At 73.0% G+C, this 22,773-nt stretch carries 21 protein-coding genes; 9 read left to right on the forward strand and 12 right to left on the reverse strand.

The features are described from left to right. Nucleotides 1-435: 435 nt before the first annotated feature. From OG875_RS12860 to OG875_RS12880, 5 genes are read right to left on the reverse strand one after another with little or no spacing between them, the layout of a single operon-like run. The gene (locus OG875_RS12860) at nucleotides 436-1,233 is read right to left on the reverse strand and encodes a type III pantothenate kinase (protein WP_330174350.1); all 798 of its coding nucleotides are present in this window, start codon (nucleotides 1,231-1,233) and stop codon (nucleotides 436-438) included. Then, a complete protein-coding gene (gene nadC, locus OG875_RS12865; protein ID WP_330174351.1) occupies nucleotides 1,233-2,255 on the reverse strand; it encodes a carboxylating nicotinate-nucleotide diphosphorylase in 1,023 nt (340 codons plus the stop codon). The genes OG875_RS12860 and nadC overlap by 1 nt, the downstream gene beginning before the upstream one ends. Beyond that, nucleotides 2,252-4,117: an L-aspartate oxidase gene (locus tag OG875_RS12870; RefSeq protein ID WP_330174352.1), complete on the reverse strand. Its 1,866-nt coding sequence runs from the start codon at nucleotides 4,115-4,117 to the stop codon at nucleotides 2,252-2,254. Before OG875_RS12870 ends, nadC begins: the two co-directional genes overlap by 4 nt. After that, nucleotides 4,114-5,139 (reverse strand): pantoate--beta-alanine ligase, encoded by a 1,026-nt coding sequence (gene panC / locus OG875_RS12875; protein ID WP_330174353.1) that lies wholly within the window; start codon nucleotides 5,137-5,139, stop codon nucleotides 4,114-4,116. Before panC ends, OG875_RS12870 begins: the two co-directional genes overlap by 4 nt. Then, the gene (locus OG875_RS12880; protein ID WP_330174354.1) at nucleotides 5,136-6,074 is read right to left on the reverse strand and encodes a Rossmann-like and DUF2520 domain-containing protein; all 939 of its coding nucleotides are present in this window, start codon (nucleotides 6,072-6,074) and stop codon (nucleotides 5,136-5,138) included. Before OG875_RS12880 ends, panC begins: the two co-directional genes overlap by 4 nt. A gap of 154 nt (nucleotides 6,075-6,228) precedes the next feature. On the opposite strand from OG875_RS12880, the gene OG875_RS12885 reads away from it, so the two are divergent. Continuing rightward, the gene (locus OG875_RS12885; RefSeq protein WP_330174355.1) at nucleotides 6,229-7,506 is read left to right on the forward strand and encodes a threonine aldolase family protein; all 1,278 of its coding nucleotides are present in this window, start codon (nucleotides 6,229-6,231) and stop codon (nucleotides 7,504-7,506) included. Nucleotides 7,507-7,952: 446 nt separating this feature from the next. Here the strand turns inward: OG875_RS12885 and OG875_RS12890 are convergent, their stop codons facing one another. Together OG875_RS12890 and OG875_RS12895 are read right to left on the reverse strand one after the other, a co-directional pair. Continuing rightward, on the reverse strand, nucleotides 7,953-8,627 hold the full coding sequence (locus OG875_RS12890) for a response regulator transcription factor (protein ID WP_330174356.1): 675 nt from the start codon (nucleotides 8,625-8,627) through the stop codon (nucleotides 7,953-7,955). Nucleotides 8,628-8,757: 130 nt separating this feature from the next. Beyond that, complete coding sequence (locus OG875_RS12895; RefSeq protein WP_330174357.1) at nucleotides 8,758-9,960, reverse strand: sensor histidine kinase; 1,203 nt, start codon at nucleotides 9,958-9,960, stop codon at nucleotides 8,758-8,760. Nucleotides 9,961-10,215: 255 nt separating this feature from the next. On the opposite strand from OG875_RS12895, the gene OG875_RS12900 reads away from it, so the two are divergent. Both OG875_RS12900 and OG875_RS12905 read left to right on the forward strand, forming a co-directional pair. Further along, the gene (locus OG875_RS12900) at nucleotides 10,216-11,169 is read left to right on the forward strand and encodes an SAM-dependent methyltransferase (RefSeq protein ID WP_330177730.1); all 954 of its coding nucleotides are present in this window, start codon (nucleotides 10,216-10,218) and stop codon (nucleotides 11,167-11,169) included. Next, entirely contained in the window at nucleotides 11,166-12,317 is a 1,152-nt protein-coding gene (locus tag OG875_RS12905; RefSeq protein ID WP_330174358.1) for an NADH-quinone oxidoreductase subunit D, read from the forward strand. Before OG875_RS12900 ends, OG875_RS12905 begins: the two co-directional genes overlap by 4 nt. A gap of 909 nt (nucleotides 12,318-13,226) precedes the next feature. Here OG875_RS12905 and OG875_RS12910 read toward each other — a convergent pair. The 4 genes from OG875_RS12910 to OG875_RS12925 form a co-directional block, all read right to left on the reverse strand. Then, entirely contained in the window at nucleotides 13,227-14,450 is a 1,224-nt protein-coding gene (locus OG875_RS12910) for a hypothetical protein (protein WP_330174359.1), read from the reverse strand. Nucleotides 14,451-14,659: 209 nt separating this feature from the next. Next, on the reverse strand, nucleotides 14,660-15,634 hold the full coding sequence (locus tag OG875_RS12915) for an ABC transporter substrate-binding protein (RefSeq protein ID WP_330174360.1): 975 nt from the start codon (nucleotides 15,632-15,634) through the stop codon (nucleotides 14,660-14,662). Nucleotides 15,635-15,825: 191 nt separating this feature from the next. Further along, a complete protein-coding gene (locus OG875_RS12920; protein ID WP_330174361.1) occupies nucleotides 15,826-16,593 on the reverse strand; it encodes an ABC transporter permease in 768 nt (255 codons plus the stop codon). Nucleotides 16,594-16,596: 3 nt separating this feature from the next. Beyond that, nucleotides 16,597-17,334, reverse strand: coding sequence for an ABC transporter permease (locus tag OG875_RS12925; RefSeq protein ID WP_330174362.1), 738 nt, complete (start codon nucleotides 17,332-17,334; stop codon nucleotides 16,597-16,599). A 143-nt stretch (nucleotides 17,335-17,477) separates the two neighbouring features. Between OG875_RS12925 and OG875_RS12930 the strand changes: the two genes are divergently transcribed. The 6 genes from OG875_RS12930 (at nucleotide 17,478) to OG875_RS12955 (ending at nucleotide 22,000) form a co-directional block, all read left to right on the forward strand. Next, nucleotides 17,478-18,650: an ABC transporter ATP-binding protein gene (locus tag OG875_RS12930; protein WP_330174363.1), complete on the forward strand. Its 1,173-nt coding sequence runs from the start codon at nucleotides 17,478-17,480 to the stop codon at nucleotides 18,648-18,650. A gap of 169 nt (nucleotides 18,651-18,819) precedes the next feature. Beyond that, nucleotides 18,820-19,686, forward strand: coding sequence for a dihydropteroate synthase (gene folP, locus OG875_RS12935; protein WP_330174364.1), 867 nt, complete (start codon nucleotides 18,820-18,822; stop codon nucleotides 19,684-19,686). After that, complete coding sequence (locus tag OG875_RS12940) at nucleotides 19,683-20,150, forward strand: nuclear transport factor 2 family protein (RefSeq protein ID WP_443079109.1); 468 nt, start codon at nucleotides 19,683-19,685, stop codon at nucleotides 20,148-20,150. Before folP ends, OG875_RS12940 begins: the two co-directional genes overlap by 4 nt. A gap of 221 nt (nucleotides 20,151-20,371) precedes the next feature. Then, on the forward strand, nucleotides 20,372-20,731 hold the full coding sequence (gene folB / locus OG875_RS12945; protein WP_330174365.1) for a dihydroneopterin aldolase: 360 nt from the start codon (nucleotides 20,372-20,374) through the stop codon (nucleotides 20,729-20,731). Continuing rightward, nucleotides 20,728-21,324: a 2-amino-4-hydroxy-6-hydroxymethyldihydropteridine diphosphokinase gene (gene folK / locus OG875_RS12950; protein ID WP_330174366.1), complete on the forward strand. Its 597-nt coding sequence runs from the start codon at nucleotides 20,728-20,730 to the stop codon at nucleotides 21,322-21,324. Before folB ends, folK begins: the two co-directional genes overlap by 4 nt. A gap of 190 nt (nucleotides 21,325-21,514) precedes the next feature. Continuing rightward, a complete protein-coding gene (locus tag OG875_RS12955) occupies nucleotides 21,515-22,000 on the forward strand; it encodes a DUF3180 domain-containing protein (RefSeq protein ID WP_330174367.1) in 486 nt (161 codons plus the stop codon). Between the two features lie 146 nt (nucleotides 22,001-22,146). Here OG875_RS12955 and folE read toward each other — a convergent pair whose 3' ends face one another. Beyond that, nucleotides 22,147-22,752, reverse strand: a complete 606-nt coding sequence (gene folE / locus OG875_RS12960) for a GTP cyclohydrolase I FolE (RefSeq protein ID WP_330174368.1) — start codon at nucleotides 22,750-22,752, stop codon at nucleotides 22,147-22,149. Nucleotides 22,753-22,773: the final 21 nt, after the last annotated feature.

The raw sequence follows: 22,773 nt of genomic DNA on the forward strand, positions 1-22,773 counted from the left end.
GGGCGGCTCGGCGAGGACGAACGCCGCGCGGGACACGCCGCGCGCGGGTGCGGACGGCCCGACGGGTGGTGGCCGCCCGCGCGGGTGCGGACGGCGGTCGGGAGTCGAGCGGTGCTCACCGAGGAGCCCCGGCTTGGTACGGCCAGTACGGCCACCGCACGGCGCCCCGTACGGCCTCCGTACCCCGGCAGCCCTGGTTCGGCCTTCCCGTACGCCCCCGTCCCCGGCGCCCCGGCACGGCACCCGCCGGCGCCCCTACGGGACTGGACAGGGCCCGCAGTCGTACCCCGGGACCCTGGGACACGCCCGTAGTCGGTGGCCTCCCCGGCGGTGAACCCATCCGAGGCCCAGCGGCCCGAGGCCCCGCCCCGCCCCGCCCGGACGGGAACCGGCGCTGACGGGCCCGGCGCCGCCCTCCCCGGGGACACCACGGCCCTACATGCGCGAGACGTTCCGTTCGTAGACCAGGCGCAGGCCGATCAGTGTCAGCCACGGCTCGTGCTCGTCGATCACCGAGGACTCGCCCAGGATGATCGGCGCCAGGCCGCCCGTCGCGATCACGGTCACCTCGCCCGGATCGTCCGCCAGTTCGCGTGCCATCCGGGTCACGACCCCGTCGACCTGGCCGGCGAACCCGTACACGATGCCCGACTGCATCGCCTCCACGGTGTTCTTGCCGATCACGCTGCGCGGCCTCGCCAGCTCGATCTTGCGCAGCTGGGCACCCCGTATGCCGAGCGCCTCGACGGAGATCTCGATGCCGGGCGCGATGACGCCGCCGGTGTACTCCCCGCGCGCGCTGACCGCGTCGAACGTCGTCGCCGTGCCGAAGTCCACGACGACGGCGGGGCCGCCGTACAGCTCGACGGCGGCGACCGAGTTGATGATCCGGTCGGCGCCGACCTCCTTGGGATTGTCGACCAGGATGGGCACGCCGGTCTTGATGCCCGGTTCGACCAGGACGGCGGGCACGTCGCCGTAGTAGCGGCGGGTCACGTCACGCAGTTCGTGCAGGACGGAGGGCACGGTGGAGCAGATCGCGATGCCGTCGATGCCGTCCCCCAGCTCCTCGCCCAGCAGCGGGTGCATCCCCATGAGTCCCTGAAGGAGGACGGCAAGTTCGTCGGCCGTACGGCGGGAGTCGGTGGAGACGCGCCAGTGTTCGACGATCTCCTCGCCGTCGAACAGGCCGAGCACGGTGTGGGTGTTTCCGACGTCGATGGTGAGCAGCATCAGACAGCCGCCTCACGCAGGTCGAGGCCGATGTCGAGGATCGGGGCGGAGTGGGTGAGGGCGCCGACGGCGAGGAAGTCGACGCCGGTCCCGGCGTACGCGCGGGCGTTCTCCAGGACCAGCGTGCCGGAGGACTCCAGCTGCGCGCGGCCCGCGACGAGCGCGACGGCCTCGGCGGTCTCGGCGGGGGTGAAGTTGTCCAGCAGGATCAGGTCGGCGCCCGCGTCGAGCACCTCGCGGACCTGTTGGAGGGTGTCGGTCTCCACCTCGATCGGCAGGTCGGGGAACTGGTCCCGGACGGCCTTGAACGCCTCCGCGACCCCGCCGGCCGCCACCACGTGGTTGTCCTTGACCAGCGCGGCGTCGGAGAGCGACATCCGGTGGTTGACGCCACCGCCGCAGCGCACCGCGTACTTCTCCAGGGCGCGCAGTCCGGGTGTCGTCTTGCGGGTGTCGCGGACCTTCGCGCCGGTGCCTTCGAGGGCGTCGGCCCACGCGCGCGTGGCGGTCGCGATGCCGGAGAGCCTGCACAGGATGTTGAGCGCGCTGCGCTCGCCGGTGAGCAGGTCCCGGGTGCGGGTGGTGACGCTGAGGAGCTTCTGGCCGGGCTCGACGCGGTCGCCGTCCTCGACGTGCCGCTCGACCTCGAAGTCCTCCGTACAGACGAGGGACAGGACGGCCTCCGCGACGCGCAGTCCGGCGACCGTGCCGCCCTTGCGGGCCGTGAAGTCGCCGGTGGCGACGGCGTCGGCGGGGACGGTCGCGACGCTCGTCACGTCCACGCCGTGGGCGAGGTCCTCGGCGAGGGCGACGTGCGCGATGTCCTCGACCTGGACCGGGTCGAGCCCTGCCTCGGCCAGCAGCTCGGCGAGCGCGGGGTCGAGACCGCACTCCAGGGATTCGGCGTCGTCGGAGCAGCCGCAGCCGTCGCCGCAGCCCCCCGCGGTGGACGCCGGGGCGCCGATCTGGATGAGCGGTACGTCCACGGCCTCGGGGCGCGGACTGTCTTCGGGCGTGCTCACGGTGAGGGCTCCCTGGGGACTGAGAGATGTACGGGCTGTACGGGGCTTACGGGGTCCGCGGACCCGGCACGCCCGGCGGACTCGGCCGACTCCGAGCGGCCTGCGCGGTCCGAGCGGTCGGCGGCGTGGAACTCCGGGGTGTCGGTCCGGGTCAGCTCCAGCGCGCGGCCCGCGCCGAGGCGTACGACGAGGTGGCGGCGCCAGTCGGTGTCGTCCCGCTCGGGGAAGTCCTCGCGCCAGTGGCAGCCGCGGGTCTCCCGGCGCTCCAGGGCGGCGGCCACGAGGACGCGGGCGACGCACAGGAGGTTGGAGGTCTCCCACGACTCGACGCCGGGCTGGGCCGGTTTGCCGGGGCCCGCCGGGTCGGTGGGGCGCGGGGCGTCCTGGAAGACGGCCTCCAGGGCCTCGGCGGCGGCGCCCAGGCTCGCCGCGGACCGCAGGACGCCGGCGCCCTCCGACATGATCCGCTGGATCGTGAGGCGGGCCTCGGGGGCGATCAGCGGGAGGCGGGCGGCGGACCCGGTCCGTCCGGCGACCGGGGCGGCGGGCGGTGCTGCCGGGGCCGGGCGGGGCGCCGCAGCGACGGCGGCGATGTCCGCCGCGATGCGCTCGGCGAACACCAGCCCTTCGAGGAGCGAGTTCGACGCCAGCCGGTTCGCGCCGTGCACGCCGGTGCAGGCGACCTCACCGCAGGCGTACAGGCCCGGCACGGTCGTGCGCCCGCGCAGGTCGGTGACGACACCGCCGGAGGCGTAGTGCGCGGCGGGGGCCACCGGGATCGGCTCGGTCACCGGGTCGATGCCGTGCGCCCGGCAGGAGGCGAGGATCGTGGGAAAGCGGGTGGCCCACATCCGGTCGCCGAAGTGCCGGGCGTCCAGGTACATGTGGTCGGCGCCCTGTTCACGCATCCGCCGCATGATCCCCTTGGCGACGATGTCGCGGGGCGCGAGCTCGGCGAGTTCGTGCTGGTCGAGCATGAAGCGGACACCGCCGGCGTCCACGAGATGGGCGCCCTCGCCGCGTACCGCCTCCGACACCAGCGGCTGCTGGCCCTCCGCCCCGGTGCCGAGGAACAGCACCGTCGGGTGGAACTGGACGAATTCGAGGTCGGAGACCTCGGCCCCGGCCCGCAGGGCGAGGGCCACGCCGTCCCCGGTGGAGACGGCGGGGTTGGTCGTCGCGGAGAAGACCTGGCCCATGCCGCCGGTGGCCAGGACGACGGCGGGGGCGCGGACGGCGCCGACCCCGTCGTGCTGGCCCTCGCCCATCACATGGAGGGTGACGCCGGAGGTGCGGCCGTGCTCGTCCGTAAGGAGGTCGAGGACCAGCGCGTTCTCGATCGTACGGAGGGAGGCGTCCCGGACCGCGTCGACCAGGGCGCGGGAGATCTCCGCGCCGGTCGCGTCGCCCCCCGCGTGCGCGATACGGCGGCGGTGGTGGCCGCCCTCGCGGGTCAGCTGGAGGTCGCCCGCGGCCGAGGTGTCGAACCGCGCGCCGGTCCCGATCAGCCTTCGTACGGCGTCGGGCCCCTCGGTGACCAGGGTGCGTACGGCCTCCTCGTCACAGAGGCCCGCGCCCGCCACGAGGGTGTCGCTCAGGTGCTGCTCGGGGGTGTCCCCCTCGCCGAGGGCCGCCGCGATGCCGCCCTGCGCCCAGCGGGTGGACCCGTCGTCGAGGCGGGCCTTGGTGACGACGACCGTGCTGAGCCCGGCCGCCGTGCAGCGCAGCGCCGCGGTGAGCCCGGCGACACCGGAGCCGACCACGACGACGTCGGCGTCCAGGGCCCAGCCGGGCACGGGCGCGCTGAGCTGTATGCCGGCCGGCAGACCGGTCCCCGGCTCCCGTGCGGACTCGGCGGTCACTGGGCGGCTCCGAAGGTCAGGGGGATGTTGTCGATCAGCCGTGTCGTGCCGACCCGCGCGGCCACGGCGAGGATCGCCTCACCGGTGTGGTCGTCCGGGACCTCGGTGAAGTCGGCGGGGTCCACGAGGGCGAGGTAGTCGAGCGTGAAGGAGGCGCTGTCCCGGACCGCCTGGTCGAGGACGACGCGGGCGGCCGACCGTACGGCGTGCGCGCCGGGCCCCCGCGTCGGCGGCGTACGGGACGCCGCGTGGGCCACGGCGTGGCTGTCGGCGGCGGCACGGGCCTCGCCGAGCGCGGAGAGGGCCGCCGCACGGGCCCTGGAGGTGGGTGCGGACGCCGCGCGGGCGCGCAGCGCGTGCTGGGCGCCGAGCCGGTCGCGGGCGGCGAACAGGGCCCGGGAGAGGGCGAGCGCCGTCCGGCGCTCGGGGGCGGAGAGGTAGCGGTTGCGGCTGGAGAGGGCGAGGCCGTCGGGCTCCCGGACGGTCGGCACGCCGACGATCTCGACCGGGAAGTTCAGGTCGCGGGCCATGCGCCGGATCAGCGCGAGCTGCTGGGCGTCCTTCTGTCCGTAGAAGGCGGCGTCGGGGCGGGTGAGGTGGAGGAGTTTCGCCACGACGGTGAGCATGCCGTCGAAGTGCCCGGGGCGTACGGCGCCTTCGAGGCGCTCGCCGCTCGGTCCGGCGGAGATCCGTACCTGGGGGGCGCCGCCCGGGTACACCTCGTCGACGGACGGCGCGAACACGGCGTCGGCGCCCGCCGATCGGGCAATCCGCAGGTCCGCCTCCAGGGTCCGGGGGTAGCGGTCGAGGTCTTCGCCGGCGCCGAACTGGAGCGGGTTCACGAAGACGGTGGCCACGACGAGGCCGGTGGGGCCTACGTGCGCGCGCGCCGCGCGTACGAGCGCGGCGTGCCCCTCGTGGAGGGCGCCCATCGTCATGACGACGGCGGTGCGGGCGCCCGGCGGGCTGTGCTCCCGCAGGGCGTCCAGCTCCGCGCGCGTGGAGGCCGGTTCGAGGCTCATCGGTCGCTTCCCCCGTGGTGGTCGGCGTCGGCGAGGACGACCAGCAGGTCCTCGGCCAGGGCCGGTTTGAGCAGTCCCCGGGCGAGCGCCCGGTCGGCCGTCGTGCGGGCCATCGCCAGATAGCCGGGGACGGTGGCGGGCGCGTGCTCGCGCAGCACGGCGACGTGCGCGGCGACCGTGCCCGCGTCGCCGCGCGCCACCGGGCCGGTGAGCGCGGCGTCGCCGGAGCGCAGTGCGTTGTCGAGGGCGGCGCCGAGGAGCGGGCCGAGCATCCGGTCCGGGGCGGTGACGCCCGCCTTGCCGAGAATCTCCATCGACTGGGCGACCAGGGTGACCAGGTTGTTCGCGCCGAGGGCGAGGGCCGCGTGGTACAGCGGGCGGGCGTCCTCCTGGATCCATTCGGGTTCGCCGCCCATCTCGATCACCAACGCCTCGGCGGCCAGCCGCAGTTCGTCGGGCGCGGTGACCCCGAAGGAGCAGCCGGCCAGCCGCTGGACGTCCACGGAGGTGCCGGTGAACGTCATCGCGGGGTGCAGCGCGAGGGGCAGCGCGCCCGCGCGCAGGGCGGGCGCCAGCACCTTCGTGCCGTACCGCCCGGACGTGTGGACCAGCAGTTGCCCCGGCCGGACGGCGCCGGTCTCGGCGAGCCCCTCGACCAGACCGGGCAGCGCGTCGTCCGGGACGGTCAGCAGCACCAGTTCGGCACGGGCGAGCACATCGGCGGGCGTCATGAGGGGCACGTCCGGCAGCAGGGTCGCCGCTCTCCTTACGGAGGCGTCGGAGACGCCCGACGCGGCGACCGGGCGGTGGCCCGCCAGCTGGAGGGAGGCGGCCAGCGCCGGTCCGACGCGACCGGCTCCGACCACGCCGACCGTGAGCCGGGCGGGCCGGTCCCTCGGGTCACGGGGATCGGTGGGGACTGCTGATGCGTTCACGCGGCGGGGCCTTCCGTTCCAGTCCGCGACGGGTACCGGACGATTTCTCGCCATGCTACGCCAGCGTTTCGTGGTGTTCCCCGGTTGTCCACAGGCCCTGGCCGGCCCCGGAAAAGCGCTGGGCGGGCCGCCCGCCGTGGACGATGATCCCCCCATGGAAGACACGAAGGAGCAGGAAGAACGGCACCGGCGGCTGACCGCCCTGCGGGCGGCCGACCGCACACTGTGGCGGAGCCGCGCCGACCGCCCCGTGGGGGAGGCGCTGGCGGCCCTGGCGGCGGACGCGTCGTCCGTCCACGACCCGGACGACTGGGCGGACACCTACGGGAACGGGGTGGTCGCCGAGCTGGAGAGCCGGGTGGCCTCGCTGCTCGGTTTCCCGGCCGCCGCGTTCTTCCCGACCGGGACCATGGCGCAGCAGGTGGCGCTGCGGTGCTGGGCGGGACGGACCGGGAACGCGACCGTGGCCCTGCATCCGCTGGCCCACCCGGAGGTGCACGAGGGCGGTGCCCTGTCGGCCGTGAGCGGTCTGCGGACGATCCACCCGACCTCCGCGCCCCGGCTGCCGACGGCGGAGGAGATCCACGCGACGGACGAGCCGTTCGGGACGCTGATGCTGGAACTGCCGCTGCGCGACGCGGGGTTCGTGCTGCCGTCCTGGGACGAGCTGGTCGCGGTGGTGGCGGCGGCGCGCGAGCGTGACGCGGTGGTGCACTTCGACGGGGCGCGGCTGTGGGAGTGCGTGACGCACTTCGGCAGACCGCTGGAGGAGATCGCGGGGCTCGCGGACAGCGTGTACGTGTCCTTCTACAAATCGCTGGGGGGGCTGTCCGGGGCGATGCTCGCGGGGCCGTCGGCGATGGTCGGGGAGGCGCGTGCGTGGCGGCATCGGTACGGAGGGCAGGTCTTCCAGCAGTATCCGGCGGCGGTGTCGGCCCTGCTGGGGCTGGAGCGGGAGCTGCCCCGGCTGCCGTCGTACGTCGCCCACGCGCGCGTGGTCGCGGACGCGCTGGCGGAGGGGTTCGCGGAAGCCGGTACGGGTGCGGGTGCGGGGGACGGTGGCGGAACGGGCTCCGGGCCCGTCGCACCGTGGTTCCGGGTGCATCCCCGGCGGCCCCACACGCACCAGTTCCGGGTGTGGCTCCCGTACGACGCGGAGGTGCTGAGCAAGGCGGCGGTGCGGCAGGCCGAGGAGACCGGGGTGGCGCTCTTCCGCCGCTGGTTCGACGCGGGCTCCCGCCCGCCGGGCATGGCGGTGACCGAGGTGACGGTGGGGTCGGAAGGGCTGGAGTGGACGGCGGACGATGTCCGGCGGGCCGTACGGGAGTTCATGGCCCGGGTGCGGGCGGCGGACGGGCCCACGGATGCCGCGACCCCCGAGGGCCCTGCGGATCGGGACGCGTCCGGTCCCGGGGACCGGGGTGTCGAGTGAGACGGCCCTCCTGACGCGTCTGCTCGACGCGGCCTCCCAAGGAGGGCGGCCCGTCGGGCGACGGCCGTCGTACGGCGCGGTCCGGCCCTCACCCGTCAACGGTCGCGGATCACGGGGCCGCACCGTCGGGCACCGGGCCGGTTCGTGGACGGTCCGCGTCGTCCCGGCCCTCCCGGCGCTGAAGGGGCCGCCGATCCACGGCAACAGCCTCAGTCAGCCGCCGGGCCGGTTCGTGGACGGCCCGCCTCGTCCCGATCGCGCGCCTACCTCGCTCACCTCGCATACGAAGGACAAGCGAAGGGGTACACCGAGGACCCGTCGATGCGCGGCAGCAGACTCGGCCGGCCGCAGGGCCGGTTCGCAAGCCGGCCGCGACGTCCCGGCATCCCGCCGACGAGGGGCAGTCGAAGGGGTGCATCGAGGGCCCGTCGTTCACGGCAGCAGTCTCAGAAGGCGCCGCCCCCGGCGCGTACCAGACCCGACTCGTACGCGAGTACCACGACCTGTACCCGGTCGCGCAGCGCCAGTTTGGTGAGGATGCGGCCGACGTGCGTCTTCACGGTCGCCTCGGAGAGCACCAGCCGGGCGGCGATCTCGCCGTTGGACAGGCCCTGGGCGACCAGCAGCATGACCTCGCGCTCGCGGCTGGTCAGCCGCTCCAGCGCGCCGGAGGCCGGGGTCCCCTTGCCGCTCGGCAGCATGGCCGAGAAGCGGTCGAGAAGCCGTCGCGTCGTGGACGGCGCGACGACCGCGTCGCCGCTGTGCACGGCGCGGATCGCGGTCAGCAGTTCGGACGGCGGCACGTCCTTGAGCATGAAGCCGCTGGCGCCCGCCTTGAGCCCGGAGAAGGCGTACTCGTCGAGGTCGAACGTCGTCAGTATCAGCACCTTGGGCGCGTCGGGCGCCGCGCAGATGCGGCGGGTCGCCTCGACGCCGTCCAGCCGGGGCATGCGTACGTCCATGAGGACGACGTCCACGGCGGTGGAGCGCAGATTCTCGATCGCCTCCGCGCCGTCGCCCGCCTCCGCGACGACCTCCATGTCCGGCTGGGCCGCCAGCACCATGCGAAAACCGGTGCGGAGCAGCATCTGATCGTCCACGAGCATGACGCGGATCGACATCGGCGGGTTCCTTGTCCGTTGAGGCCGGGCGGTGAAGAGGTCCAGGCGGTGGAAGGTCGGGCGGTGGAGGGGAGGGTTCGGGCGGTGGAGAGGTCGGGCAGCTAGGTCGGCGCGGTGTGCGCCGGGTGGTTCAGTGCGCGGGTTTCAGCGGCAGCAGCGCGCTGATCCGGAAGCCGCCCCCGGGCCTCGGCCCCGCGTCGAGTGTGCCGCCGACCATGCCGACACGCTCCCGCATCCCGATGAGGCCGTGCCCCCGGCCGTCCGCGCCGCCGTCCACGTAGAGCTCGTGGCCCGCGCCGCGCCCGTCGTCCTCCACAAGGAGGCCGAGACCGTCGTCGAAGTAGACCAGCCGCACGCTGGCCCCCACGTCGGGTCCGCCGTGCTTGCGGCTGTTCGTCAGGGCTTCCTGCACGATCCGGTACGCGGTGAGCTCCACCCCGCTCGGCAGTGACCGGGGGGTGCCCTCGACCTTGAAGTCCACGGCCAGCCCCGCCGACCGCACCTGCTCGACCAGGTGCTCTATCTGCTGGACGTCGGGCTGCGGCACGTACTCGCCGCCCTCCTTGACGTCCCCGGTCCGCAGCACCCCGAGCAGTCGGCGCATCTCCGCCAGCGCCTGCCGTCCGGTCGCCGAGATGGTCTCCAGGGCCTGTTTGGCCTGGTCGGGCGCGGTGTCCAGGACATAGGCGGCGCCGTCGGCCTGGACGACCATCACCGACACGTTGTGCGCGACGACATCGTGCAACTCGCGGGCGATGCGCGCCCGTTCGGCGGCGACGGCCACCTTGGCCTGCGCCTCTCGCTCCTTCTCCAGCCGGGACGCGCGCTCCTCCAGCTGGGCGAAGTAGGCGCGGCGGGTACGGATGGAGTCGCCGAGCACCCAGGCGAGCACGAACGGCACGGTCAGCACGACCGTCAGGAAGACCTGTCCGCTCGCACTGGCCTCGGGCGTGGGCCAGCGCACGTGCGCCAGGGGCGCGGCGGCCAGGCCGCCGATCAGGCCGAGTTGTACGGCCCAGCGCGGGCCGCCCCGGGCGGCGACGGTGTAGATGAGCGCCAGCATGGCGAAGTTGCCCGGGTTGGGCCGTACGTCGGTCAGGAGCTGGACCACGCCCAGCCCGACCACGAGCAGCAGCATCCGTTCCGGGGCCCGGCGCCGGAGCGCGACCGCCAGTGACAGCAGCAGGACGACGACCACGGCCACGGGGTTCGGCTCGGTGTTGATCTCCGACCCCACCATGACCCACAGCATGGAGAACGCGAGGAGCACCACAGCCCAGAAGCTGTCGACGCCCGTCGGGTGTCCGCGGAGAAAATCGTAGAGACGCTGCACGTACCCCAGAGTAGGGAAGTCGCGAAGCCCGAAGGGTCAACCGGAGGGCCGATCCGGTAGCCCGGGGCGTACTCCCGAAGGTGGAGACTTGGGCCCGTGACGGATGAGACGTGTCAGCCCGGCGGTACCCACGGGGTTCGTGAGCGGGCTCAGGGGGGTCCTGACGAGGCTCACGGCGGTCGGGACGGGACTCACGGAGGTCCGGGCGCGGACGGGGCTGCGGGGCCCGTGGAGCCCCGTGGCTGGGCCTCGGCCATGGAGAGCGCGCTGTACGGCCCTGAGGGCTTCTACCGGCGTCCTGAGGGCCCCGCCGGGCACTTCCGTACCTCCGTCCACGCCTCCCCGCTGTTCGCGTCGGCCGTCGCACGGCTGCTGGTGGCGACCGCCGAGGCGCTGGGCACCGACGAGATCGACCTGGTCGACGTCGGCGCGGGGCGCGGCGAACTGCTGACGGGAGTGCTGGCGGCCGTACCGGAAGGGCTGGCCGTACGGCCGTACGCCGTCGAACGCGCCGCGCGCCCGCCCGGACTCGACCCGCGTGTCGAGTGGTGCGGGAGCCCGCCGGCCGGGACGCGCGGGCTGCTGTTCGCCAACGAGTGGCTGGACAACGTGCCGGTGGACGTCGCCGAGGCCGGGCCGGACGGGACCGTACGGTACGTCCTGGTCGGCCCGGACGGCGCGGAACGGCCCGGCGCCCCGGTCGGGGGCCCGGACGCCTTGTGGCTGGAGCGCTGGTGGCCGCTGGCGGAGCCGGGCGCGCGGGCCGAGATCGGCCGCCCCCGCGACGAGGCGTGGGCCGGCGCCGTCGCGACGCTGGACCGGGGGCTGGCCGTGGCCGTCGACTACGCCCATGTGCGCGCCGGCCGGCCGCTGTTCGGGACGCTGACCGGCTTCCGGGACGGCCGGGAGGTACGGCCGGTGCCGGACGGCCGGTGCGACCTCACCGCGCATGTGGCGCTGGACGCGTGCGCGGCGGCGGGCGGGCCCGCGCACTCCTCCTTCGTACTGAGCCAGCGTGAGGCCCTGCACAGGCTCGGCGTCAGCGGCGACCGGCCGCCGCTCTCCCTCGCCACCACCGACCCCACCTCCTACATACGCGCGCTCGCCGCCGCCGGCGAGGCCGCCGAACTCACCGCCCGAGGGGGCCTCGGGGACTTCGGCTGGCTGATGCGGCCCGTGGGAACGGCTCTGAGAGACTGGACCGCATGACGGAGACCACCCGCACGACGGTCGGCATCGGCGGCGCGGCCGAGAGCACGGACATGGTGCTCAACATCGGGCCCCAGCACCCCTCCACGCACGGTGTCCTCCGACTGCGGCTGGTGCTCGACGGCGAGGTGATCCGGCACGCCGAGCCCGTCATCGGGTATATGCACCGGGGCGCCGAGAAGCTGTTCGAGGCGCGCGACTACCGGCAGATCGTGATGCTCGCCAACCGCCACGACTGGCTGTCGGCGTTCTCCAACGAACTCGGCGTCGTGATGGCCGTCGAGCGCATGCTCGGTATGGAGGTGCCGCCGCGCGCCGTCTGGACCCGGACGCTGCTCGCCGAGCTGAACCGGATGCTCAATCATCTGATGTTCCTCGGCTCCTACCCCCTCGAACTGGGCGGGATCACACCGGTGTTCCACGCGTTCCGGGAGCGCGAGGAGCTTCAGGCCGTGATGGAGGAGGTCTCCGGCGGCCGGATGCACTTCATGTTCAACCGCGTCGGCGGTCTCAAGGAGGACCTGCCCGCAGGGTGGCCGGGGCGGGCCAGGCAGGCGGTCGCCGCGGTCCGTTCGCGGATGGACGTGTACGACAGGCTGGTCCTCGGCAACGAGATCTTCCGGGGCCGGACCCGGGGCGTGGGTGTCCTGTCGGCGAACACCGTGCACGCGTACGGGGTTTCGGGACCCATCGCGCGGGCCTCGGGCGTCGACTTCGACCTGCGCCGCGACGAGCCGTATCTCGCGTACGGCGAACTCCAGGACACGCTCTCCGTCGTCACCCGCCAGGAGGGCGACTGTCTGGCCCGCTTCGAGTGCCTGCTGGAACAGACGCACAACTCCCTCGACCTCGCGGACGCGTGCCTGGACCGGATCGCCGACCTGCCACCGGGCCCGATCAACCAGCGGCTGCCGAAGGTCCTCAAGGCGCCGGAGGGTCACACGTACGCCTGGACGGAGAACCCGCTCGGCATCAACGGCTACTACCTGGTGTCGAAGGGCGAGAAGACGCCGTACCGGCTGAAGCTGCGCTCGGCGTCGTTCAACAACATCCAGGCCCTGACCGAACTCCTGCCGGGCACGCTGGTCGCGGACATGGTGGCGATCCTCGGATCGCTCTTCTTCGTCGTCGGCGACATCGACAAGTAGGCCACCCCGCCCGCCCGCCGGACCGGGCCCGCCGGGGCCCGGCGCCACGGCGCGAGGATCACCGGGCGGACGGCTTGGGCCGCCCTAGGCCGTGTCTGACACATAGTGCCGTCCGCCCGCAGGACGGGGCATGCGCCCGTCGCGGAGCGGCTGATGTCCCCGCCGGTGCGTGCGATCGCAAGGCGGAGGATCGGTCTCGTACTGGGCGTACGTGGCCGACTCCGACAACACAGGGGGCACCTCCCGTGCCCCCTCGGGGGCTACGGGGGAGAGCGTGCGTGCCGGGCGTCGCGCGCCAGGCGATATTCGTCAGACACGGCCTACGGGCGCGGGCCCCGGGCCCGAGGCACGGCCGTCTTCTCGGTGCCGGGCCTGCCGCCGTACGCCCGCGAGACCACCCCGCACCCGTGGCGGGCGGATTCCGTCGACACGGGCGCACCGGTCTCCGGGCCCGACGCGCGGCCCTCTTCTCGGTGCCGAGACCGCACGCCCATGGCGGGCGGATCCCGTCAGCGCGGACGCACCAGTCTCCGGGCCCGACGCGCGGCGGTCTCCAGGTTCCGAGCCTGCCGCCGCGCGCCCCCGAGACCGCACACCCATGGCGGGCGGATCCCGTCAGCGCGGACGCACCAGTCTCCGGGGCCGACGCGCGGCCCTCTTCTCGGTGCCGAGACCGCACACCCGTGGCGGGCGGATCCCGTCAGCGCGGACGCACCAGTCTCCGGGCCCGACGCGCGGCCCTCTTCTCGGTGCCGAGACCGCACACCCGTGGCGGGCGGATCCCGTCAGCGCGGACGCACCAGTCTCCGGGGCCGACGCGCGGCGGTCTCCAGGTTCCGAGCCTGCCGCCCCAGCACGCCCGCGAGACCGCACGTCCATGGCGGGCGGATGCCGCTGTCCCGCGCGGTCTCAGCCGCCGATGGCGCTCCGCAGCGGGAGCGGCCCGGTCGACTTGGATTCCGGTTCGTCGGATCCGGTCTCGTCGTGCTCGGTCAGGTCGATGACCTGGCCCACCGCGCGGTCCTCGGAACGGCGCTGGATGGCCGGGGCCTCCTCGCCGGCCCCGTCGGCCGGGTCCTCGTGTCGCGCCGGCTCCGGCTGTACGGCCTCCGTGACCGGCGTGTCGTCGCCCCGGCTGCCGGTGTCCACGGCCGCCCGGTCGGCGGTACGGTCCTCCGTCGCGGCGGCGGTGCCCGAAGCCTCCGGCGCCGCGTCCTCCTTCTGCGTACCGAAGAAGTCGAACCCGCCCTGCGGACCGCGCTGAAGCCGGTGCCGCCGGTTGTACGGGGCGATCGCCGACCCGCTCGCCGGGGTCCGGGTGGCGGGCAGGGACGACATGGACCGGGCCTTCAGCGGAAGCGCGGACGACGGGCGCGTGTGCTCGGCGACCGCCGCGTCCGCGCGCCGCTTGCGGTCCGCCCGCTCCCGCTCGGCCTTCGCGGCCTTCTCGGCGCGGGCCTTCGCGTCGGCCTCGGCCGCCAGCCGCGCCCGCTCCTCCTCCGCTGCCGCCTCGCGGGCGGCGCGCTCGGCGAGTTCGCGCCGACGGGCGTCTTCGAGGATGCGCCTCGTCTGCTGCGCCGCACCGTTGCGCGTCAGGTCCTCCAGGGCCCGAGCGGCACGGAAGTACGCCGACTCGCCGGGTACATGGGGCGCCGGGAGCAGCGCCTTGGGCTCCCCGGCAGCCTCGATGGCGAGTTGTCGCCGGCCCTCCAGCGCGGTGGCGCGCGCCGTCTCCGCCGTCGCGTACCGCCGCAGGAGCGCGGCGTGTTCACCGCGCAGCCGCGCGAGTTCCACCCGCTTCGCCCGCAACTTGGTGTCGAGCCGGGTGCGCATCTCGCGCGATTCCTCGATATCCCCTTCGAGTTCGGCTATTCGCTCCTCGCTCTTCCACTCCTCGCTCTCCCGCGCGCGCAACAAGTCGGCGACGCGGCGGCCGGCCGCCGCGTCCCAACTGCGCATGAGAAAGGCGCCGGTGGCGGCGGCAGCGGCCGTCGCGGCCACCAGACCGCGAAGCGCCACGGGTTCCGACAAGAGCCAGGCACCCGCGGCGCACAGGGCGGCGGCCCCGGCCACGGCCGACGGCGGCAGAATCCTGTGAAGGGGCGGGGAATGGCGGTGGCGTCCACGTGGCATGGCGCGAAATTTACCGCGCGTCGCACCGGAATGGGGGCCGGCCGGACAATCTTTCCCCGTCCGTTGCCGACTCCACTCCCCTTCCTCCACGTCCCGCCACCGCACGTCCGCCCGCCGCCCGCTCACGCCCTCTTCACGGCCTCTTCACGGCCTGATGACCGCCGCCGGAAGCGACTTGTCACCGCCCGCCGCGAGTACCGCGCGCGTCACTACTCGCCGATCAGTCCTTTCGACTCCAGATACTCCTTGGCGACATCCGCGGGCTTCGCGCGCTCCGCGTCGACCTTCAGGTTGAGCGCCGCGAGATCCTCGGTGGTGAGCGTGTCGGTGAGCTTGCCGAGAAGCTCCGCTATCTCAGGGGCACCCGCGTCCTTGGCATTGAGTACCGGCACCACGTTGTCCGCGTTCTGGAGCTTCTTGTCGTCCTCCAGGACCACCAGATCGAAACTGTCGAGTGTGCCGTCGGTGGTGGTGGTGAGCACCAGTTGGTCCTTGCCGTCCTTCACCGCCTGCTTGGCCTGCGGAGTACCCACACCCTGCGGGTCGATTCCGGTGACGTCGATTCCGTACGTCTCCTTCAGACCGGGCGCGCAGAAAGGCCGTACCTCGCACTCGTCGCCCGCGGCGATCTTCACCTTGAGCTTCGACTCACCGAGATCGGAAAGGGTCTTGAGGCTGTTCTTCTCGGCGAATTCCTTGGTCACGGCGAAGGCGTTCTGGTCGACCGCCTTGCCGGCCGGGAGGACCTTCAGTCCGAGCGGTTCGGCCAGCTCCGTGAGGGCCGCGACCGTGGCGTCCGCGTCGCTGGAGGCGAGCGGCTTCTTCACGGCCTCGTCCGCGCCGTTCACCTTGGCGTTGAGGAATTCGGTGAGTGTCGCCGCGTATTCGGGGACGACGTCGATCTCGCCCTTCTCCAGCGACGGCTCGTACAGCTCGCGGTTCTTCACCGTCGTGACGGAGGCGTCGTAACCGCCGTCACCGAGTATCTGCGCGTAGAGCTCGGCGAGCACCTTGGACTCGGTGAAGGCCGCCGCTCCGACGACGAGGGAGCCCTTCTTCTCGGCGCCCGAGCCCTTGTCGGAACCGCCTTCGCTCTCCAGGCTGTCGCCGCCGCACGCGGCGAGCGACCCGGTCAGGGCGACGAGGCCGAGTACCGCACCCGCCATGCGCGAGGTCTTGCTCATGAAAGTTCACCATCCGTAGAAAGCCGAGGCGGAGGCCGAGTGATTCGGCCGTCGCACAGGAGTCGAGTCGCGGTCGTCGGAGTCGTGCGGTCCGCGGTCGTGCGGTCGTGGGGAAATCGTTCGGTCGTTCGGTCGTGCCGTCGTGGGGGAGTCGTTCGGTCGTGCGGGCCGTGCCGGTGTTACGTACTTCGTCACGCCGTCTTCGTCACTCCGTCGTGCCGCAGCGGGTCGCCGCCGCCGCGCTTCCCGCCCGCCGCGCCGTCCCGCGCGCCGGGCACCGGTGCCCGTACGGCGGCGGCCGACGGCGACGGGTCGAGCACCCGGTGGAGCCCCACCAGCACGCCCTCGACGACCAGCGCGAGCAGCGCCACCAGGAGCGCGCCCGCCACCACCTGCGGGGTGTCGTACGTGTTGAACCCGGCGGTGATGATCCGGCCGAGGCCGCCCTGCCCCACCATCGCGGCGATCGTGGCCGTGGCGACCACCTGCACGGACGCCGACCGCAGCCCCGTCATCACCATCGGGTACGCCAGGGGAAGCTCGACCCGTACGAAGAGCTGCCGCCCGGACATCCCCATCCCGCGCGCCGCTTCGAGCACCGCGCGGTCCACCTCCCGCATACCCACGTACGCGTTGGTCAGCAGCGGCGGCACGGCGAAGAGGACCAGCGCGACGATCGTCGGCACATAACCGGCGTTCCGCAGCGGGGAGAGCATGAAGAGGGCGAGCACGGCGAAGACCGGAACGGCCCGCCCCACGTTGGAGATGTTGATCGCCAGCGCGCCGCCCTTGCCGATGTGCCCGAGGTAGAAGGCCGTCGGCAGGGCTATCGCGCAGGCGAGCGCGAGCGCGATCCCGCTGACGTACACATGCTCGCCGAGCCGGGCCAGCGCTCCGCCCTCGCCGGACCAGTTGGATCCCGTGACCAGCCACGTCCACGCGTCACCGAGAACACCCATGGGTCAGCCCCCCACCTTCACCGGGCGGCCGGCCCGGCCGGCGCGTGCCGGACGGGGCGCGCGGCCGTCCCCCGTACGTATGCGGGTCCAGGGAGTCAGCAGCCGCTGGAGCCCGAGGAGCAGCAGGTCGGCGGTGACCGCGAGCAGCACGCACAGCACGGAGGCGGCGAGCACCTGCGCCTTGAACAGACTGGGCAGCGCGTCCTCGATGAGATTGCCGAGCCCGCCGCGTCCCACGATCGAGCCGACGGTCGTCAGCGCGATCGTGGAGACCGTCGCTATGCGCAGCCCCGCCATCAGCGCGGGCAGCGCGAGCGGCAGCTCGACCTCCCAGAGCAGCCGCCCCGAGCCGTACCCCATCCCGCGTGCCGCTTCCCTGGCCTCGGCCGGAACGGATTCGAGGCCCGCGACGATGTTCCGCACGAGAATCGTCAGCGAGTAGAGCACCAGTCCGGTGACGACCAGCGCGGACGACAGCCCGAACACCGGCAGGAGCAGCGAGAACATCGCCAGGGACGGGATCGTGTAGAGCAGGGTCGTCAGTCCGAGGACCGGACCGGCGAAAGCCGGTTTGCCCCGGGCCAGGAGGGCAAGTGGAAAGGCCACGAGCAGGCCGATCAGAACCGAGGCAACCGTGATCCAGACGTGCTGGACCGTCGCATCGATCAACTCCTGGCTACGGGAGCGCAGATACTCGCCGCAGATCCATTCGTTCGCCGCGAGACAGCTTTGAGTACTCATCCACCCCCACCTCCCCTATCTCTCCGAACGTATGTCTGGTGTCTTTGTCTCGGCGACCCTATCCCCGACCACTGACAATCGCGGAAGGCCGCCACATTCCAGCAACATTGCCTTCACACAAGACCGGTCACAATGAGGAAATCATGATCCGATTCGAGCACGTCACCAAGCGGTACCCGGACGGCACCACGGCCGTCGACGACCTCAGCCTGGAGGTCGGGGCGGGCGAGCTGGTCACGCTCGTCGGACCCTCGGGCTGCGGCAAGACCACCACCATGAAGATGGTCAACCGGCTGATCGATCCGACCGAAGGCCGGATATTCATGGACGGGGAGGACATATCGACCGTCGATCCCGTCCAGCTCCGGCGCCGGATCGGCTATGTCATCCAGCAGGTCGGTCTGTTCCCGCACAAGACGATCCTGGAGAACACGGCCACCGTCCCCCATCTCCTCGGCTGGCAGCGCGGCAAGGGCCGCGAGCGCGCCGCCGAACTCCTCGACCTGGTCGGCCTCGACCCGTCCGTCTACGGCGACCGCTACCCGGAGCAGCTCTCCGGCGGACAGCGCCAGCGCGTCGGCGTGGCACGGGCCCTGGCCGCCGACCCGCCCGTCCTGCTGATGGACGAGCCGTTCGGCGCGGTGGACCCCGTCGTACGCGAACACCTCCAGAACGAGTTCCTCAAGCTCCAGGCCGCCGTCAACAAGACCGTGCTCTTCGTAACGCACGACATCGAGGAGGCCGTCCGCCTCGGCGACCGGATCGCTGTCTACGGCCAGGGCACCATCGAGCAGTTCGACGCCCCCGCCGCCGTGCTGGGCGCGCCCGCCACGCCGTACGTCGCCGACTTCGTCGGTGCGGACCGCGGCCTCAAGCGGCTCTCGGTCACTCCCATCGAGGAGGGCGACCTGGAGCAGCCGCCCGTCGTGCACCTGGACGATCCGCTGCGGTCGGCGGCGGCCAAGCTGTCCCGGGAGGGCGCGCGCTGGGCGGTCGTCCTGGACGCCGAGGACAATCTGCACGGCTGGATCTCCGCCGAGCAGACCGGCGACTCCGGCACCGTGCGGGAGCACGCCCGCCGTATGGAGGCGTGGCTGCCCGTCGGCGCCTCGCTCAAGCAGGCGTTCTCCACGATGCTCCAGCACGACGCGGGCTGGATCGCGGTCATCGACAAGGAGTCCGCGGGGCGGTTCCTCGGCGTACTGACCCCGGCGCGGCTGCACGAGGCGCTGCGCCGCTCCATCGACGCGGACGCGCACGACATCCCTCGTACAGAGGTGGAGCTGGAGACGGTCGCCCAGATCCCCGTGCCGTGACCCCGTCCCGCCTTCGCCCCGCCTCCGCCTCGCCGTGCGGTCCCGCTTTCGTCCCGCCGTACGGTCCCGCCGGCCCGTCGTCCTCCCTACGGAGGGACGAGCGGCGCCGCCCGCGCGCGGCGGGGCTTTCCGGCCGGGGCCGGGGACGGGACGGCCTAGGCTGGGACGTATGAGTACGTTGCGCCCGCGGGGCGGAAGGGGCACGGTCGAGGGCCTGCCGGAGTGGGACCGCTGCGCGGTCATGGGTGTCGTCAACGTGACGCCCGACTCCTTCTCCGACGGCGGTCGCTGGTTCGACACCACCGCCGCCGTCAAGCGCGGTCTCGACCTGGTCGCCGAGGGCGCCGATCTGGTGGACGTCGGCGGCGAGTCGACGCGGCCGGGCGCCCCCCGGGTCGACGAACGGGAGGAGCTGCGGCGGGTCGTGCCCGTCGTACGGAACCTGGTGTCCGAGGGCGTCACCGTCTCGGTGGACACCATGCGGGCCTCGGTCGCCGAGCAGGCGGTCGCGGCGGGCGCCGTCCTGGTCAACGACGTCAGCGGCGGTCTCGCGGACCCCGCCATGGTGCCCACCGTCGCCGCCGCCGGTGTGCCCTTCGTCGTCATGCACTGGCGCGGCTTCAGTGAGGACATGAACAGCCGCGCCCTCTATACGGATGTCGTCGCCGAGGTGCTGGCCGAACTGCGCGTCCGGATGGACGCGGTGATCGCCGGCGGCATCGCCCCCGATCGTCTGATCATCGACCCGGGCCTCGGCTTCGCCAAGGACACCGCCCACGATCTCGCGCTGCTCGCCCACCAGGCCGAGCTGCGGACACTGGGCAGGCCCGTGCTGATCGCCGCCTCCCGCAAGCGGTTCCTCGGCCGCGTGCTCGCCGCCGGGGGCCCGCCGCCGCCCGCCCGCGAACGGGACGCCGCCACGGCCGCCGTCTCGGCGATCGCCGCGCACGAGGGCGCCTGGGCGGTACGGGTGCACGAGGTACGCGCCACCGCCGACGCCGTCCGGCTGGCGCGCGCCGTCGAGGGCGCGCGGTGAAGGGCGTGCCCGGCGGCACCGACCAGGAACAGGTCGACGCCCTCAACACGGCTCTCTACGAGGCGATGGAGCGCGGCGACCTAGACGCGCTGTCCGGGCTCTGGCTGGACGGCGACAACCCCGGTATCAGCTGTGTCCACCCCGGCTGGCCGGTGCTCACGGGCCGCGGCGAGGTGCTGCGCTCGTATGCGCTGATCATGGCCAACACCGAGTACATCCAGTTCTTCCTCACGGATGTGGTGGTGACCGTCGCGGGCGACACCGCCCTGGTGACCTGTACCGAGAACATCCTCAGCGGCGGACCGGCCGAGGAGAGCGGCGCGCTCGGCCCGCTCGTCGGCCAGCTGGTCGTCGCCACCAACGTGTTCCGCCGCGCCCCCGACGGCTGGCGGATCTGGTCCCACCACGGGTCCCCCGTGCTGGCCGAGACCGACGACGACCAGGACGACGAGACTCCCGGCTGAGCGGGTGGGCGACGGACGCCGAGTGGGTAGGCCACAGGTAGCAGGCCGATACCGGCACGTCCCGCGCGCCGCCGGAACCGCCGTGGCCCTTCACACGCCACGGCCGGGCCCCACGGACAGGCTCTGTCGGTGCCCGCGAGTAGATTCGACCGGGGGGAGCGGGCCGACCGTACGCGGCACGTTCCGCCGTTGACCGACCGACGACAGCAGGAGTGATTCGCGTGGACCGTCTCGCGCTGCGCGGCCTCAAGGCCCGTGGGCACCATGGTGTCTTCCCCCACGAGCGCGAGCAGGGGCAGACCTTCATCGTCGATCTGGTGATGAGTCTCGACACCCGCCCCGCCGCCGCCGGTGACGACCTGGAGCGGACCGTCCACTACGGCGTGGTGGCCGAGGAGGTCGTGGCCGTCGTGACGGGTGAGCCGGTCGACCTGATCGAGACGCTTGCCGAGCGCATCGCGGAGCAGTGTCTGAAGCACGACGCTGTCGAGGAGGTCGAGGTGACGGTGCACAAGCCGGACGCGCCGATCACGGTGCCCTTCGACGACGTGACTCTCACGATCACCCGGAGCCGAGCATGAACCCTCAGAGCGACCCGACCGTCCAGCCGGTACCGGCCTCGGTGGTGGCACAGGTCGACGCGGCGGACATCACCCTGTCCAACCCGAAACACGCGGTGATCAGCCTCGGTTCCAACCTCGGGAACCGCCTGGAGACCCTCCAGGGCGCCGTCGACGCGCTGGAGGACACCCCCGGTCTGCGGGTCAAGGCGGTCTCCCCCGTGTACGAGACGGTGCCGTGGGGTGTCGAACCGGGCTCCCAGCCCTCGTACTTCAACGCGATCGTCGTCGTGAAGACCACACTGCCGCCCGCCTCGCTGCTGGAGCGCGCGCAGGCGGTCGAGGAGGCGTTCAACCGGGTCCGGGTGGAGCGCTGGGGGCCGCGCACGATCGACGTCGACATCGTGGCGTACGCGGACGTCGTCTCGGACGACCCGGTGCTCACCCTGCCGCACCCGCGCGCCCATCAGCGGGCGTTCGTGCTGGTGCCCTGGCACGACGTGGAGCCCGAGGCGCTGCTGGCCGGCCGGGGCACGGTCGCCGAGCTGCTCGCCGCCGTCGAGCGGCAGGGCGTGGAACCTCGCACGGACCTGGAACTCCGCCTGCCCGAGTAGTCGTTAGTCTCTGCGAACCACGAACCACCGGCACGAATCTTGAACCGCCGGTACGAATCTCGAAAACGCACACGAACACGAATCAATCCATCGATCCGTCGGACGGCATGTCGATCGGCCGGCCGACGGGCGGGGCCGCGCCGGGTGTACGGCCGCGGACCCGGGCACGGGTGAAGGGCGGGCTCTCGCGGTGACGCAGTTGCGGATCAGGGTTCTGGCAGGCGTCTTCGCCGTGGCCGGGGTGCTCTCGTGGGCCGGGGCCCGCCTCTGGGACTCGCTCGGGACGCTGCCCGCCGTGCCCCTCGCCGCGCCCATCGTCCTCGCGCTGATCGCCGCGGTGCTCGCCGCGACGGCGCTCTCGCTGCGGTCCCGGCTGCGCGCCCAGCGCGAGCGCCGGCCGGGCGCCAAGGGTGTGGATCCGCTGATGGCGGCGCGCGCGGTCGTTTTCGGCCATGCCAGCGCGCTGGTCGCGGCGCTGGTCGCCGGGATGTACGGCGGGACGGGCGTCTTCCTGCTCGGCTTCCTGGACATGCCCGCCCGGCGGGACCAGGCGTACTACGCGGGGGCCTCGGTGGTCGCGGGCATCGCCGTGATAGCCGCCGCGTTCTTCCTGGAGCGGGTGTGCAAGCTGCCCGGCGGACCGGACGACGAGGGGCACCCCACCGCCCGCGCCTGACGGCCGGCCCCCGGTCCGGTCCTTCGACAACGGCGGTGGGTCAGCGCGGGTCAGCGCGGGTCAGCGCGGGTCAGCGGGTCAGCGCGGGTCAGCGCGGGTCAGCGGGCCAGCGCGGGTCAGCGCGGGTCAGCGCGGGTCAGCGCGGGTCAGCGGGCCATGATCAGGGTCATCGCCTCGTTGCGGGTCGCCGGGTCGCGCAGCTGACCCCGTACCGCCGAGGTGATCGTCTTGGCACCGGGCTTGCGCACCCCGCGCATGGACATGCACATGTGCTCGCACTCCACGACGACGATCACACCGCGCGGCTCCAGGATCTTCATCAGCGAATCGGCGATCTGCGTGGTCAGCCGCTCCTGGACCTGCGGTCTGCGGGCGTACACGTCCACCAGCCGCGCCAGCTTGGACAGCCCGGTGATCTTCCCGTCCGCCGAGGGGATGTACCCGACGTGCGCGGAACCGTGGAACGGCACCAGATGGTGCTCGCAGGAACTCTGCACCTGGATGTCCTTCACCAGGACCATCTCGTCGTGGCCGATGTCGAACGTCGTCGTCAGCACGTCCTCGGGCCGCTGCCACAGCCCGGCGAATATCTCCCGGTACGAGCGGGCGACCCGGCCCGGAGTCTCGCGCAGCCCCTCCCGGTCCGGGTCCTCGCCGACCGCGATCAGCAGTTCCCGTACGGCGTTCTCGGCCCGCTTCTCGTCGAACTCGCCGATCACACCCTCGCCGTCCAGCTTCACGGGGTTGGTCATCTGGGCCTCGTTCCTCTGCCG

Origin of the sequence: Streptomyces sp. NBC_01498 (genome assembly GCF_036327775.1) — a bacterium.
In the GTDB taxonomy this organism is placed as follows: Bacteria; Actinomycetota; Actinomycetes; order Streptomycetales; family Streptomycetaceae; genus Streptomyces.

What these genes read in the sequence shown, in the direction of transcription:
- OG875_RS12860 (WP_330174350.1), bottom strand. Translation starts at nt 1,233, where the DNA reads ATGCTGCTCACCATCGACGTCGGAAACACCCACACCGTGCTCGGCCTG.
- OG875_RS12925 (WP_330174362.1), bottom strand. Translation starts at nt 17,334, where the DNA reads ATGAGTACTCAAAGCTGTCTCGCGGCGAACGAATGGATCTGCGGCGAG.
- OG875_RS12910 (WP_330174359.1), bottom strand. Translation starts at nt 14,450, where the DNA reads ATGCCACGTGGACGCCACCGCCATTCCCCGCCCCTTCACAGGATTCTG.
- OG875_RS12930 (WP_330174363.1), top strand. Translation starts at nt 17,478, where the DNA reads ATGATCCGATTCGAGCACGTCACCAAGCGGTACCCGGACGGCACCACG.
- OG875_RS12905 (WP_330174358.1), top strand. Translation starts at nt 11,166, where the DNA reads ATGACGGAGACCACCCGCACGACGGTCGGCATCGGCGGCGCGGCCGAG.
- OG875_RS12900 (WP_330177730.1), top strand. Translation starts at nt 10,216, where the DNA reads ATGGAGAGCGCGCTGTACGGCCCTGAGGGCTTCTACCGGCGTCCTGAG.
- OG875_RS12885 (WP_330174355.1), top strand. Translation starts at nt 6,229, where the DNA reads ATGGAAGACACGAAGGAGCAGGAAGAACGGCACCGGCGGCTGACCGCC.
- folE (WP_330174368.1), bottom strand. Translation starts at nt 22,752, where the DNA reads ATGACCAACCCCGTGAAGCTGGACGGCGAGGGTGTGATCGGCGAGTTC.
- folP (WP_330174364.1), top strand. Translation starts at nt 18,820, where the DNA reads ATGAGTACGTTGCGCCCGCGGGGCGGAAGGGGCACGGTCGAGGGCCTG.
- panC (WP_330174353.1), bottom strand. Translation starts at nt 5,139, where the DNA reads ATGAGCCTCGAACCGGCCTCCACGCGCGCGGAGCTGGACGCCCTGCGG.
- folK (WP_330174366.1), top strand. Translation starts at nt 20,728, where the DNA reads ATGAACCCTCAGAGCGACCCGACCGTCCAGCCGGTACCGGCCTCGGTG.
- OG875_RS12920 (WP_330174361.1), bottom strand. Translation starts at nt 16,593, where the DNA reads ATGGGTGTTCTCGGTGACGCGTGGACGTGGCTGGTCACGGGATCCAAC.
- OG875_RS12890 (WP_330174356.1), bottom strand. Translation starts at nt 8,627, where the DNA reads ATGTCGATCCGCGTCATGCTCGTGGACGATCAGATGCTGCTCCGCACC.
- OG875_RS12915 (WP_330174360.1), bottom strand. Translation starts at nt 15,634, where the DNA reads ATGAGCAAGACCTCGCGCATGGCGGGTGCGGTACTCGGCCTCGTCGCC.